The sequence below is a fragment of the Desulfobacula toluolica Tol2 genome (assembly GCF_000307105.1).
Classification (GTDB): Bacteria; Desulfobacterota; Desulfobacteria; order Desulfobacterales; family Desulfobacteraceae; genus Desulfobacula; species Desulfobacula toluolica.
In genome coordinates, this window is the sequence record NC_018645.1 from 1,125,266 (window position 1) to 1,138,807 (window position 13,542).

9 protein-coding genes and 2 CRISPR repeat arrays (1 of these 11 running past the window's edge) are annotated in these 13,542 nt (G+C 41.0%); of the genes, 1 reads left to right on the forward strand and 8 read right to left on the reverse strand.

What is annotated here, in order from left to right:
* Nucleotides 1-198: a CRISPR direct-repeat array (repeat unit 30 nt; unit sequence CTTTTAATCAGACCAGTGTGGAATTGAAAC) (it extends 4,307 nt beyond the left edge of the window).
* 37 nt (nt 199-235) lie between these two features.
* The 8 genes from tnpC to lon all read right to left on the reverse strand — a co-directional run bounded on the left by tnpC (nt 236) and on the right by lon (nt 10,086).
* On the reverse strand, nt 236-1,768 hold the full coding sequence (gene tnpC, locus TOL2_RS05250; protein ID WP_014956144.1) for an IS66 family transposase: 1,533 nt from the start codon (nt 1,766-1,768) through the stop codon (nt 236-238).
* Between the two features lie 44 nt (nt 1,769-1,812).
* Nucleotides 1,813-2,160, reverse strand: coding sequence for an IS66 family insertion sequence element accessory protein TnpB (tnpB, locus tag TOL2_RS05255; protein WP_014956143.1), 348 nt, complete (start codon nt 2,158-2,160; stop codon nt 1,813-1,815).
* Nucleotides 2,157-2,477, reverse strand: a complete 321-nt coding sequence (gene tnpA / locus TOL2_RS05260) for an IS66 family insertion sequence element accessory protein TnpA (RefSeq protein ID WP_014956142.1) — start codon at nt 2,475-2,477, stop codon at nt 2,157-2,159. Before tnpA ends, tnpB begins: the two co-directional genes overlap by 4 nt.
* A 129-nt stretch (nt 2,478-2,606) precedes the next feature.
* Nucleotides 2,607-2,899: a CRISPR direct-repeat array (repeat unit 30 nt; unit sequence CTTTTAATCAGACCAGTGTGGAATTGAAAC).
* 226 nt (nt 2,900-3,125) lie between these two features.
* A complete protein-coding gene (locus TOL2_RS05265) occupies nt 3,126-3,644 on the reverse strand; it encodes an MmgE/PrpD family protein (protein WP_041279292.1) in 519 nt (172 codons plus the stop codon).
* A gap of 18 nt (nt 3,645-3,662) precedes the next feature.
* Nucleotides 3,663-4,466: an MmgE/PrpD family protein gene (locus TOL2_RS05270; RefSeq protein ID WP_041279294.1), complete on the reverse strand. Its 804-nt coding sequence runs from the start codon at nt 4,464-4,466 to the stop codon at nt 3,663-3,665.
* 23 nt (nt 4,467-4,489) lie between these two features.
* Complete coding sequence (locus TOL2_RS05275; RefSeq protein WP_041279295.1) at nt 4,490-6,160, reverse strand: cache domain-containing protein; 1,671 nt, start codon at nt 6,158-6,160, stop codon at nt 4,490-4,492.
* A 27-nt stretch (nt 6,161-6,187) separates the two neighbouring features.
* Nucleotides 6,188-7,357: an ABC transporter substrate-binding protein gene (locus TOL2_RS05280; protein WP_041279296.1), complete on the reverse strand. Its 1,170-nt coding sequence runs from the start codon at nt 7,355-7,357 to the stop codon at nt 6,188-6,190.
* 323 nt (nt 7,358-7,680) lie between these two features.
* Nucleotides 7,681-10,086 carry an endopeptidase La gene (lon, locus tag TOL2_RS05285; protein WP_014956485.1) on the reverse strand — a complete coding sequence of 802 codons (2,406 nt, stop codon included), beginning with the start codon at nt 10,084-10,086 and terminating at the stop codon, nt 7,681-7,683.
* 499 nt (nt 10,087-10,585) lie between these two features.
* Here lon and TOL2_RS05290 point away from each other — a divergent pair, with 499 nt between their 5' ends.
* Complete coding sequence (locus TOL2_RS05290; RefSeq protein WP_014956486.1) at nt 10,586-13,534, forward strand: chemotaxis protein CheB; 2,949 nt, start codon at nt 10,586-10,588, stop codon at nt 13,532-13,534.
* Nucleotides 13,535-13,542 lie beyond the last annotated feature (8 nt).

The following is a 13,542-nucleotide window of genomic DNA, read 5'->3' on the forward strand; positions in this document are numbered from 1 at the left end:
ACTAGGGATGTTCCGACCATTGAACAATTAGAATGGCTTTTAATCAGACCAGTGTGGAATTGAAACGCAGAAACCAAATAGCCGATGAATCAGACACGTTTGCTTTTAATCAGACCAGTGTGGAATTGAAACGGTTATAGAGTATATGATCCATGTTTTTTATACCAGCTTTTAATCAGACCAGTGTGGAATTGAAACGTAAGCGATGTTTTAACCCCACTCAGGGGGCGGAAGGTCAAGCCAACTGTTTTTTATCGACATTGTATGGAAGCAACGCCTTAAAATCATCTTCCGTCATAGCCTCAGGCAAGTGTTCAAACAGATATTTGAGATACCAATATGGCTCCAGCCCATTTGATTTGGCTGTTTCAATCAAGCTGTAAATCAGTGCACTGGCCCGGGCACCCTTAACGGTGTCCGAGAAAAGCCAATTCTTTCGTCCGACCACAAAAGGTCGGATGGCATTTTCAACCAGATTGTTATCAGGCCTGATGATTCCGTCGGTCGTGTATTGGATGAGCCTGTGCCATTGGTTGAGAGTATAATGGATCGCCTTGCCAAGCAGACTTTTGGGAGGAACTTTTTCCACTCTTGCATCAAGCCATTTCTTGAACTCTTCTAAAATTGGAACCGCTTCTTTTTGCCTCCGAGCATATAATTGGTCAGGCGTTAATTCCTGCACCCGGGCTTCTTTTTCAATTTTATAAAGCAGACTGATATACTTTAAAGCGGTGCCGGCATTGCCCGACGAACTCTTTTTATTCCCTGCAGCTTTTGTTACATTTTTAAATCCCCTGCGGGCGTGAGTCCAGCATGCCACATGAATGATATCTGTTATTTTGTCCAGAAAATCATATCCTTTATAGCCATCCGTCTGAACAATGCCTTTGTATCCATTCAAAAATGATGCGGCAACATCTCCGGATCGTGTCGGATGATATTGGAATTGAATAATTGGCATATCAGGCGGACCACCTCTAAAAATCCACATATATGATTTTGATTTCCGGGGGCCCTTTAAGACCAGAAGAGGTGTTTCATCAGCACCAATCATCGGGCTTGCCAGTATGTCCTTTTGCATCATGTCGATTAGAATATCACAGGCGTCAGCGACTTTCATGGCCCATGTACACATGGTCGACCGGCCAAGTTCAATACCGATCCTGGTAAATTGCTTTTCCTGACGGTAAAACGGCAGGGCATCTGCAAATTTTGCGGTCAGAATATGTGCCAGAAGGCCTGGGGTAGCAATGCTTTTGGGGATAATCTGTTCAGGCATCCTGGCAATTGACACGGTGGGGCCGTCGTCTTCCACACCTTCACAATTTTTGCAGGCGTATTTATACCGGATGTTTCGAAGTACCCTTACTTTGGCAGGGATATAGTCCAGTTGTTCTGACTCTTCCTGGCCGATGCGTTCCTTAAGGCAACCGCAGTTGCACTGTCTTTCATCCTCGCTGAGTTCATGTATAACATCTATACGGGGAAGATCGGCGGGTAAAGGCTTGCGGCCACGTTTTTTACGGGTATGTTCACCAATCGTTACGTCTTCCTCCTCTTTTTCCAGGATAGGAAGTTCGGGTTCAGGCATATCGAACAGAGACATTTGCCCGTCATCTTTAGGCGTTTTCTCTGATTTGCGACCAAAGATCATATTCTGAAGTGATTTAACCTGCTCTTTAAGGATTTGATTCTCATCAATCAAATCACAAGCAATTTTCTTCACTTCATCCAGATTCCGATTACCTTTTACCTTGCCTTTAGTCATGGACTGTATATACCATAACCACGGGCTTTTTCATAGTTTTAACATCAATAAATCATGGAATATTTCAAGGGTTTATGTGCCTGATTTATATTCAGGCCGTCAACTAACCAGGACAACTCTCGACTGGTAATATTCATGACATCGTCAGATGTTTTCGGCCACTTGAAACGGTCTTTTTCAAGACGTTTCTGCCACATACAGAAGCCATTTTTATCCCAGTATAAAATTTTTAAAATGGTCTGCGTCCGGTTGCAGAATACAAACAAGTTGGAGGAAAATATGTCAAGTTGCATCTGTTCACTGACAATGACGGACAATCCGTTAATAGCTTTGCGCATATCCGTTGCGCCTAAGAATAGATAGACCTTGGTGTCTGACGGAAAATTCATCATTGGACAGCCTTCAATACAGAAAGCACCTGCTCAAGGGTTTCTTTCTTAAAACCGTCAGGGATTTCCACTTGCAGTTCCCGGCCTATATTCAGTTTTAGCCCTGCTTGACAAAAGTGAGTCGGCACAGGAACCTGAACCAGTCCTGTGGGCTGATTTGGTTTACCGAATTTAATCTTCCAATAGGTGAACCTGTTCGGCCTCAGGCCATTCTGGCGGCAGTACTCTATTTGGGACAGGCGGGATTCAGTCCATTGATCGATATGTGTTTTCCAGAATATTGCCTTTTCTTCGTTTATTTTCTTCCACGATTTGCTCAATACACACCTCCTTTTTGAGAAGAGATATTAAGCGAAATCTGGAGGCCTTAGTAGATGGGGTTTAATTACCGCTTACAGTGTGGAATTGAAACATTTTTTCACTACGTTGGTATGTGTTTGGCTCTAAGGCTTTTAATCAGACCAGTGTGGAATTGAAACATTTTCTGGGGGCACAACGGTAGAAATGGGAAAAGCTTTTAATCAGACCAGTGTGGAATTGAAACTACATTAATAGTTCTGAATTGCAGCAAAAATTTGAACTTTTAATCAGACCAGTGTGGAATTGAAACTGACCACGGATTATGGATCATCATAAATGCATTTTCCTTTTAATCAGACCAGTGTGGAATTGAAACATGTAAAAGCAAAATTAAACGAACGAGGTAAAGCCTCTTTTAATCAGACCAGTGTGGAATTGAAACACAAGCTGCTTATCAAGCTGGAATCCCTCAATATGATTTTGAGGCAAAAAGGCAGATGGCCTCGAAGCCACATCTGAAAAGTCAATACTGGGTTACATAATCAATCAGTACCCATGCATCCGTCCCTGTGATCATTGCTACCGGAGGTGCTGCCTTTACCATGACTGTACATCATTCAAACCGTAACCGGTGGTGTACAATGATTACGGTTTGAGCAGTTCAACGGTCAGGCATTGGGGTGAATCGTCAATGCCACGATTTCATTCATATTATTGATCTGTTCCAGGGATTTGATTTTTTTGATCAGGTTTTCTGTTTTTTCTTTGGAAATGGCCATAATGGCTGCATTACGGTATTTTTCAGCCAGTTGCTCAAAGGTCAGGGGATTGTCCGGATCTCCCTTGGGTTTGGCCAGAAACCGGGCGTATTTGGTGCCGTCTTTCATCAAAATTTTCACTCTGGCACCAAAACCGATTCGCGGGTCAAGTGAGGTGTGGATCTTTTTGCACAGGGTTACAAGTCGCGGGGAGTTGACTTTTTCATCGGTAAATTTAGCCAGAGTGACATTGCCTTCGGCCAAGGCCAGGGCAGCCAGAAACCATACGCTGAATTTGCCTTCAACACCTATTTTGGGGGCTTTTATGGTTGCGGCTGTTGAGGCCACAGGGCCGATTTCAAGATCAATGCGGTCCACATTTTCAATATCAATATTTTCTTGAGTCCTGATCTCCTCCAGGAGATTCATCGTCGAATGCGTTCAGGCTCATGTGGGGTAAGGTTTTATACTCAACCGGTTAATATGAAATTTTTGCCCCAGCTGATCAAGCATGATTGCTTGGTCAGGTGTCTCGGTCAGCACATCAAGCAGTCCCAGTTCCCCTTCAAGCATATTCTGGGAAGCGGTAAATCCCATGGAAGCCAGTGATGCAGACATTATGCCTTCCATGGAGACTTTGCCGGCATGAAAAGGTTTGCACATGGTTCCAAAGACTTGCCGCAGTCCGCTGGCCTGGGTGCCGCAGATGCCAAAGGCGGTAACCAGTTGATCGGCATTGAGTCCCATGAGTTTTGCCGCGCCGGCAGTGGCTCCGAAAGTGCCGGCTGTGGCTGTAGTGTGCCAGCCTCGCTGGTAATGATAGTCTCCCAGGGCTAATCCTATGCGGATGCACACATCAACTCCCAGAACCATGGCGGTGATAAACTCCCTGCCGCTGGTGTTGAATTTTTCCGCCAGTGCCAGGATCGCCGGTACGCAGGCGGCAGAGGCATGGATGACGGTTTCATCATGATAGTCGTCAAAATCAAGAGCGTGGCCGATCATACCGTTGGCCAGGGCGGCGTTGGCTATATCTGTTTTAAGTGATGAACCAATGACGCTTGCTTCCGGTTTTCCTCCAACGGCCATAACATAATGCATCATGACTTTGGAGCCAGGGTCAGTGGTGCCGGCTAATGCCACTCCCTGCCAGTCAAGAAAACACTCCTTGGCTTTGTTAACTACAGGTTCAGGAAGGTCTTCAAACCGTGTGGCACATACAAATTGAGCTAATCTTCGGGTAAGTTCCATCGCTATTGTTTCCTTTCATTTTCCTATGGAGTTTGATGTGGCGGATTTTGGTTTCTCAATTTTTTGTTCTTACTTTTAATATACCAGGCATTATGGCCGTAAAGTTTATCAGCACACGTTTGACACAGGCCATGGGTGAACAATACATCGGAATGACTTTCAATATAGTCTTCCAATTCATTCCAATCCCCTTTATCATTGCGGATTTTGTTACAGTTAGAACAAATCGGGAGTAAACCGCTTAACATTTTAACGTTATCAAGAGCTTTTTGGAGTTCTTTGATCAATTTATTGTGTTTTTCCTCTAACCGTTTTCGTTCCTGAATTTCTTTTGTAAGGTCTTTATTGGTATCTGACAGTGCTTTGGTTCTTATTTCGATCAGATGTTCTAAATTCTGCTGATAATTTTTTAAATCAAGCAGGTTTTTTTTAAGTTCGAATTCCATGAATGCAAATGCATCAGCAAGTTGCTTTATCTCATCATTCCTATCATTTGCTCTGATAGATTTCAGCAATGGATCGTCGTGTAATTTAAAATTACTGTTTGCCAGATTTTTTGCATATTGCGTCAGATCTGCAAGCGGAGACGCTATTTTTTTGCTGATAAAAACAGCAAAAGCAATTCCAATCATAGAAAACATCAAAATGATGGCAGAGTGTCTGGCAGCAATTGCAGAACCTGGTTTTTTTAATGTTTGGTTATCAACAAAAGCTGCAACATACCAGTCCATGGATTTAAAATAATCTACAAAAGCGCTCTGGGTCATTTGCTTTTGGTTCTTATTGGGATATGGATATTCAACAGGCTGGCTAAAATTACCGGTTGATTTTTTTAAATAATTTTGAATTGATGGGTTAAGCGTCATTCCGGACAGCTTTAAATCAATATCTTTTAAATTCGAAGTATGGAGGATAACTTTTCCATGGCTGTTAAAAATGATAATTCCGCCAACATTGCTCAGACTTACCTGACCCAGTATTTTGTTTAGCTTTGAAAGGATCAGTTTCTCTTTTGCACAAGAAATTTTTTCAATATAACCCATTTCCAAGGCTGTCCCGATGATCCATTTCCATTGGGGATAATACATGAAAAATCCTATCTGCTTTACAGGTTTCATATCTTCAAGCCGTGGCCACATAAAAACAGTGAAATTTTTTTTTTCGGTTTTTAAATTTTCCCGGACCAGTTGCAATGCATCTCTTTTCTTGAGATCTTCGAATCCGGACCAGTTTTTCCCCACCATCTCTTTGCTTGGATGTGATAATCCGGTCAAATTCAAATCATAAACAAAAAAATAGTTGTTCTTCTTATACCGATATTCCTCTATGTTTTTCAGACACAGCTCTTTAGCTGTCAGTTCGGTTAAAAATCCGGTTTTATGAAGATCATAAAATGAATTGATCATTAACAAAAGGTTTTTGCCTGTGTTTTCCATAAGTGACCGTTGTGTTTTTATGGAATTGATTTCATACGATAGAAGATCATTGTATTCAGAATCAATGATTCGTATTGTTGACGAAAGTGTTTCTTTGCTCAGTTTATGATAATGAGCGGTTAGTTCCCGTTGATAATTTTTTGTCGTAATAAATGTGAACACCATTGAAGTGAAAACCATAAGGCCGATAATAAGGGTGAGAATCTTTGATCTTATGGTTCTGAGGCGCGTTTTCTTTTTTAATATTGATAAATTCATTGAGTGCATTTTTACTTTCTATGCTCTTTATTCTTTATTTTCTGGGTGGTGAATGGTTTCATGTATCTCAAAGGCACCTGCAAGGATGTCAAGGGGTATGCGAAATCCGATCTGTTTTGAGCTTTCAAGATTGACAACGATTTTAAGGGGGCTTTTAAATTCCTGTGGAAGATCTCCAGGTTTTTTGCCATTCAATATTCCGGCCAAAATTTCAGTATAGAATCGTGCGTCGGCCTTGAAATCAGACCTTCCAGCACCCATTAAAATTCCATATTTTACCAAATCATAGCGTGTTTGAGCAAAAGTTGCCACTTTGTTTTCGAATAGAGGCATTAAAAGTTTGTTGAGATTTTTTTTTGTCAATCCAGCATAATCGGTGATATACATTGAATCAATTTTTTGGGCAAGCTGCTCATAACATTTTACTAATTCAGCTTCTTCATGAGATGTTCCTGAAGCCTGACCGGGCAGATGACATTCAATGATTTGGAACCCAAGTTCCCGTGATAAGTTTTGCACATCCTCTACAGCAGAATAAGATCTGCCATCTAAATCATTCTCATAGGCTATGCCCAATTTTTTGAAACCTGTTATCTTATGAAACAAGCGCAGCTGACGTTCGGATTTATTGGGATCTATCCAGGCATGTATGTGATCAAATCCGGAATTTTCAACACTTTTTATAATGCCGGAACGAATTGCATTGGAAGCCGATAATACCATGGTGGGAGTGTTGTGCTGATTGTTTGCAAGATCTTGACCGGCCCATGTGCCAAAAGCAAGCATCAGATTGATATCTTTAGATTCATTCAAACGTTTTATGATGTCATGTTTTAAACTTTTACGTTTTGCATCACACCATTCAGCAGACCAATAGGCATCAGACACAAATTCAAGATAGTTGCTTTGAATTTGCGTGGAAAGAAACTTCCATAATGTTTTGGTTTCAATTTCATCCCGACATTCAGGAATGGATGAGTGCTGTATCCAACCCGCATCCATAAGTGTTTTTGTTATTGATTTTAGAATAGACTGGTAATTGGCATAGGGCCCCCCCTCAAGATAGCCAATGCGCCATTTTTTACCTTTGTTTGTGATGGGGGTAGTCTCAAATGGCATTTGAGCCCAGGCATCAATCAGAAATACGGTTAATACAAAGTATAGACCAATGACAGTTAAAGTTATGACCCTATTCATTTTTTCTCCCGGCTTTGGCAATAAGTCCGATAAATTGCTAAATGAATTTGTAATTCAATTTAATTTATAAGGCACGAAGTCAAAATTAAATCGTCCGAATTATACATGATAGCAGAGTATGTCAACCGCTCATTTTTCAATTTCCGCCCATTTTTCAATTTCAATGATTAGGCAGATCTTAACTCGCTATGTTTTTTGCATGGCTTTTTTTGTTAAGCCAAACTTTTTTTGATAGCATTTTTTTACGATATTAACAACTTTCGAATTGCATTCCAACTTTCGGATTGACTTTCCAGGTCATTGGTCTGAGGCTCAACTTTTTATCATTCAAGTTGATTTTTAAATGCGATTTTAAACACATCTTTGTATTTGTCAGCAAAATGAAACTCGATACCTTCTTTGATGTGCGCAGGAAGTTTTTTTATCTGAGTCATACTCCCTTCAGGTATTATAATCTCATTTATTCCTGATCGTTTTGCGGCAATGATTTTTTCTCTGATACCACCGACAGGAAGCACCTTGCCTGTAAGCGTAATTTCTCCTGTCATGGCAAGAGGTCGATTGATTGCTTTTCCGGTTGCAAGTGATACGAGTGCCGTTGCAATGGTGATGCCTGCGCTGGGGCCGTCCTTTGGGGTTGCTCCTTCCGGCACATGAATATGGATAAATGCTTTGTCAAAATATTTTTTATTGATGTTAAACAAGCCCATGTTTGCCCTGACATGACTGTAGGCAATGGCTGCTGACTCCTGCATAACTTCACCGAGTTTTCCCGTTAGTTTAAATCCCGGTTTTTTTTCATGAATTCTTACAGCCTCAATGGAAAGGGTTGCTCCTCCCATCTGGGTCCAGGCAAGGCCGGTTACGACACCAACTCCTGACATCTGTTTTTCATGTTTAAAAGTCGGTGACCCAAGTAACTTGTCTAACGATTCGATATTAATCCTGATTTTCTTTTTCTTTTCTTTCAATATGGTTACAATGCTCTTTCTGATTATTTTATTTAAGAGTTTTTCAAGATCTCTGACCCCTGCTTCCCTGGCAAATCCTTCAATCAGATACCGGATAGTCGGATTCGTAATGGTGATCACCTTTGAAGTCATGTTGTTCCGCCTTAAGAGTTTTGGCCACAGGTGTTTTCTGGCAATCTGAATTTTTTCTTCAGTGATATAGCCGGAAAGCTTGATTTTGTCCATCCTGTCCAGAAGCGGTCTTGGAATGGTATCAAGCTGATTTGCCGTGCAAATAAACAAAACTTTTGACAGATCCATCCGAAGATCCATGTAATGATCCATAAATTCGACATTCTGTTCCGGGTCAAGCACTTCAAGCAATGCAGATGCAGGATCTCCCTGGTAAGAGACCCCGATTTTATCAACTTCATCGAGCATGATTACAGGATTGGATACTTCTGTATCTTTTAATGCCTGAACCAGTCTTCCTGGCAATGCGCCCACATAAGTTCTTCGATGCCCTTTGATTTCAGCTTCATCTCTCATTCCGCCAAGGCTGAAGCGGTAAAATTTTCTTCCAAGGGCTTGTGCAATTGATTTTCCAATGGAGGTTTTACCGACACCCGGAGGCCCTACAAACAGGATAATGGAGCCTGCAATATCTTTTCTGTAAATTCCGGCAGCGAAAAATTCTATTATTCTGTCCTTTACATCACTTAATCCAGCATGGTCCCGGTCAAGAACTTTCTGGGCCAGATCAATATCGATATTGTCCTTGGAATGGATTCCCCAGGGAAAAGACGTGACCCAATCCAGGTAATTTCGAGTGACCCCATATTCCGCAGATCCTATCTCCAGCACTGATAGTTTTTTGATTTCATCATCAAAACGCTTCACCACCTGGTCTGTTGGAAAAAGTGCTGCAAATCTTTTTTTAAATTTATCCACATCCGATGTTTTATCATCTTTGAGCAGTCCAAGTTCCTTTTGAATTGCACGCATTTGTTCTTTTAAGAAAAATGTTCGTTTGTTGTCTTCCATCTGATGGTTGAGATCTTTTTTGATTTTATTTTGAAGTTTTGCAATTTCAATCTCTTTTTGCAGCATCATCATTGCTTTTTTCATTCGATCCATAACAAGAGGTAACTCTAAGATTTCCTGTAATTCATCTCCTGAAGCCATTGTAATGCCTGTGGCAAAATCCGTCAGTGGTGCCGGTTTATCCGGACTGAACATTGACAGGAATAGTCTTACTTGTTCCGAGTATAAAGGGCTCAATGCGAGCAATTGTTTAATGGAGTTAATAATTGAAATGGCATAGGCTTTTAATTCAATTTCATTTTCCTCAATTTTTTCAAAATATTCTACCTGAACTGCAAAAGGCGGTTTATCAGAAAGAAATTTTTTTATTCGGAATCTTTCAAGTCCCTGGGCAATAAATTGAACACTTTCTTGAACTTTCACTATATTCTCTATTCTGACAACACAACCGACTTTGGGAAAATCTTCTTTATAAACGTCTTTGCTTTTTATCTTTTTTAAATAAGCCAGGCCCAAAAGGCTTTTCGCCTGACTTGATACCTTGTTCAGCGTTTCTTCCCATAGTTTCTTATTGACCATAAGAGGTTGAACTTGTCCGGGCATGTGGGGACGTCCTGTAATGGGGAGAAGATACAGCATATCAGGCTTTGTTTCTTGTTTGATTAATTGCCCCTTTTTGTTTTCATCCCTATTTTCAACTGTTTTTGGTACAATGGGCCTGTTTTCATAAGTCATAACTCACCTCATAAAAAAAAATTAATATGAAACTAATCGGCCAGTTTGTTCTGATTGATTTCAAAGCGCACTTTTTTCGGACATTAAAATTTTTTTTCCATCCCTTTAGAAAATTAGAGTTTCAACATTTGTGCCGTAACTGCAATTATATGCACATCACATCACAACTGCTTGATTTGTTAAAATAATTTCCTTATTGAAAATGCCTGTTAAGCACTGCCAATTGTTGAAAAAACGGTCACATGCGCTCAAAAGGTCATATTTAACCTAATTCAACAGCATTCCGCATCTGTCATTGCAAGATTCCCGGTATGAAATAAAACATCCTTATTCATATTTATTCTTCTGGAAATTTTGCAATATCCGATTGTTTGATATAATTTGAATTGTTAAATATTGGGGCAGTCAATCTTTATGCATGTTATTGTTAAGTTCAAGACTAAAGTATTTCGATTATAGTAGCCTTAACTTTTTTTACCGCTCATTTGAGGTAGTGAATATGCCGACAAAGAAGAAAAAAGTACTTATAGCCAAAGAAAAATTTTTGGAAACAGTTGATCAAGAGAAAAAAATCAAAAAAAGCGACCGTTTCTTCATCGTCGGGATCGGTGCTTCAGCCGGTGGTCTGGAAACCCTCAATGTTTTTTTTTCCATCATGCCGCCCGACAGTGGTATGGCATTTGTGATCATTCAGCATTTGAGTCCGCAGCACAAAAGCATTATGGCATCGCTTCTGGAAAAGCAAACTCGTATGGCTGTCAAGCAGATTGAAGATGGCACAAAGGTTTTGCCAAACCATGTTTATCTGAATCCCCCGGGCAAAAATGTGGCCATGTTCAATCGCAGCCTTCATTTAATAGAGCCGATGAAAACTGGTGTCATTAATATGCCGGTTGATTTCTTTTTCAGATCCCTGTCGGAAGATCAGAAGGGAAAAGCCATCGGCATCATCCTGTCAGGGACGGCATCAGATGGAACACTGGGAATTAAAGCGATCAAAAGTGAAGGGGGAATGGCCATGGTCCAGCAGCCGGACACGGCAAAATACGATGGCATGCCCAGAAGTGCTGTCGAAACCGGGCTTATTGATTTTGTCCTTCCGGTTGAAAAAATGCCGGAAGCGTTAACCCGGTATACACAGCATCCATACCTTGGATTACCGGACAAAATCAAAATCACAGACTCTCCGAATAAAAATTATATTCAGAAAATTTTTGCTCTGATCCGCAGCAAAACCGGCCACGATTTTTCCCACTACAAACCAAACACCATTTCCCGCAGAATTGAGCGCCGTCTTGCCGTTCATCAGATAACAAGGTTGTCTGACTATATTCAGTTCATTCAGAAAAATCCCGTTGAAATAGACACTCTTTTTAAAAACCTTGTCATAGGGGTAACCAGTTTTTTCAGAGACCCGGAAGTCTTTGAAGTCATTGAAAAAGAGGTGATTCCAAATATGTTAAAAGACAAACCACCGGACTCGACAATCCGTTTCTGGGTTACTGGCTGCTCAACCGGTGAAGAGGCATATTCACTGGCCATAATTGTTTCTGAAATAATGGATAACATCAAAAAATATTTCAATGTCAGAATTTTTGCCACGGATATTGATCCTTCTGCCATAGACATTGCCCGTCGGGGAATTTACCCGGAGAATATCTGTGCGGATATTTCCCCTGAACGTTTATATCAATTTTTCACAAAAACCCATGATGGTTTTCATGTTAAAAAGCAGATCCGGGACATGATTGTTTTTTCAATTCAAAACGTCATTAAGGACCCGCCATTTTCACGATTGGATCTGGTGAGCTGCCGGAATCTTTTGATTTATATGGACAGCACTCTCCAGAAAAAAAATATTCCTCTGTTTCATTACACCTTGAATCCGGGAGGCATATTGTTACTGGGAACATCAGAGAGTATTGGGGAACATACGGATCTTTTTGAGCCGTTCAACAGTAAATTGAAAATTTTTATACGGAGTAAATCCTTTGTGGGCAAAGGGATAGATTTTTCCGGTAAAATCTACCATGATGCACAGCCGGGAATCAAAGCGGATGAAGATGTACATCTGTCTGCGAAAACGGATATTCAAGCCGTTATTGAAAGAACGATTCTTGATGTCTATGCTCCTGCCGGGGTTTTGATAAACGACAAATATGAAATTCTTTATTTCGCAGGAATAACAGCCAAATACTTATCACCGCCCACTGGAAAACCAAGCTTTAATGTACTGGATATGGCCTGCGGAGATTTAAAAAACAAACTGACAATAGCCCTTCACAAAGCAGCTCAAAAGAAAACGGCCACGGTCTGTAAGGATGTGAAAATTAGCCGGAATGGTACTTTTTGTAGTATCGACATATTGATTCGACCGATAACAGACCAGGGGCTGCCAAAAGGATCTATGCTGATCATGTTTGACGATAAAATTCCTGCAGATGCGTCAGGTGAAAAAACAATGGGAGCTGTCAAGACCCGAAAAAAAAGTATGGCCCTGCAAAGTCTTGAGCAGGAGCTTCAATCAACCCGGGAATATCTTCAGGCAACAATTGAGGAGCTGGAAACTTCCAATGAAGAGCTTAAGTCAGCCAATGAAGAACTGCAATCTTTTAATGAGGAGATACAAAGCTCCAATGAAGAGCTGGAAACCTCCAAGGAAGAGCTTCAATCTACAAACGAGGAACTGGCAACAGTCAATGCGGAGCTTCAAACTAAAGTAGAAGAGTACTCCAAGACCAGAAATGATATGAACAACCTTCTGGCTGCTACTGAAATTGCCACACTTTTCATTGATACGAACCTGTGTATCAAAAACTACACCCCTGCTGCCGACAACTTAATAAATCTGATCCGGACCGATATCGGCAGGCCGCTCGATGACCTCAAAACTTGTTTTGGGGATGTCAATCTTGTAGGTTTGGCCAGAAATGTCCTCAAAGATCTCAATACCATTGAAATAGAAATCTTGTCTTTGGATGATATCTGGTATACCTTGAAGATGATTCCCTATCGGACGGTTGAGAATCTCATTGATGGCGTGGTGATGACCTTTATCAATGTAAACAAAATAAAACAGGCGGACAAATTCAGGCGGCTGGCAACAGTTTTGGAGGATTCTAATGATGCCATTACCGTTCTGGGCCTAAACGGTGATATACGGGCCTGGAACAAGGGTGCGCAGGCAATGTACGGCTGGACTGAATCTGAGGCGCTTAAAATGAATATCAGCGAATTTCTGCCCAAGGACAAACAAGGCGAACTGAATTCGATCATTGAAAAATTAAAAAGACATGAACCCATCCCCCCATTCAAAAGCAGGAGGAAGACAAGTACCGGGAAAAATCTGGAGGTATGGTTGACTATCACGGCTTTAATGGATGAAACAGGTCAGCCCATTGAGATTGCAACAACAGAAAGGAATCTTGCTTGGTTGATCGAAAAATAAGTGAGAAC

Excerpts from the sequence above, each read along its gene's own strand:
- tnpC (WP_014956144.1), bottom strand. The coding sequence starts at position 1,768 with ATGACTAAAGGCAAGGTAAAAGGTAATCGGAATCTGGATGAAGTGAAG.
- tnpB (WP_014956143.1), bottom strand. The coding sequence starts at position 2,160 with ATGATGAATTTTCCGTCAGACACCAAGGTCTATCTATTCTTAGGCGCA.
- TOL2_RS05265 (WP_041279292.1), bottom strand. The coding sequence starts at position 3,644 with ATGAATCTCCTGGAGGAGATCAGGACTCAAGAAAATATTGATATTGAA.
- TOL2_RS05270 (WP_041279294.1), bottom strand. The coding sequence starts at position 4,466 with ATGGAACTTACCCGAAGATTAGCTCAATTTGTATGTGCCACACGGTTT.
- TOL2_RS05275 (WP_041279295.1), bottom strand. The coding sequence starts at position 6,160 with ATGAATTTATCAATATTAAAAAAGAAAACGCGCCTCAGAACCATAAGA.
- TOL2_RS05280 (WP_041279296.1), bottom strand. The coding sequence starts at position 7,357 with ATGAATAGGGTCATAACTTTAACTGTCATTGGTCTATACTTTGTATTA.
- lon (WP_014956485.1), bottom strand. The coding sequence starts at position 10,086 with ATGACTTATGAAAACAGGCCCATTGTACCAAAAACAGTTGAAAATAGG.
- TOL2_RS05290 (WP_014956486.1), top strand. The coding sequence starts at position 10,586 with ATGCCGACAAAGAAGAAAAAAGTACTTATAGCCAAAGAAAAATTTTTG.